Origin of the sequence: Bacillus sp. SIMBA_005 (assembly GCF_046535585.1) — a bacterium.
Taxonomy (GTDB): Bacteria; Bacillota; Bacilli; order Bacillales; family Bacillaceae; genus Bacillus; species Bacillus pumilus.
On sequence record NZ_JAWRWI010000504.1, the window covers coordinates 1 to 246 of the forward strand.

The 246-nt window shown below is 67.1% G+C and carries 1 protein-coding gene; it reads left to right on the plus strand.

Annotated features, from left to right (window positions below):
• A partial coding sequence (locus tag SB660_RS21080; RefSeq protein ID WP_410584330.1) for a hypothetical protein occupies positions 1 to 246 on the plus strand: 246 nt, incomplete at both ends.

A 246-nucleotide genomic window follows, 5' to 3' on the forward strand; every position in this document is an offset into this window, starting at 1 on the left:
GAAAAAACCGGGGACGTCTCGGCGAAGAACTTCGTCCATGCCGAGAACAACGTCCTGCAGTACCCCGCGGACTACGTCGTGCCGTGGCGCACCTCGGAGCACTCCCGCGCGTGGCAGCGCGCGATGGTCGAGACGATCGCCCAGGAGTACACGCACGTTCTCGTCGAGGCCTGCGTTCCGGTTCTTGGCGGCATGTTCTCCGGTGATCTGCGGCGGCAGGTGGCGCTCATGCAGCGCGGCGGCGCC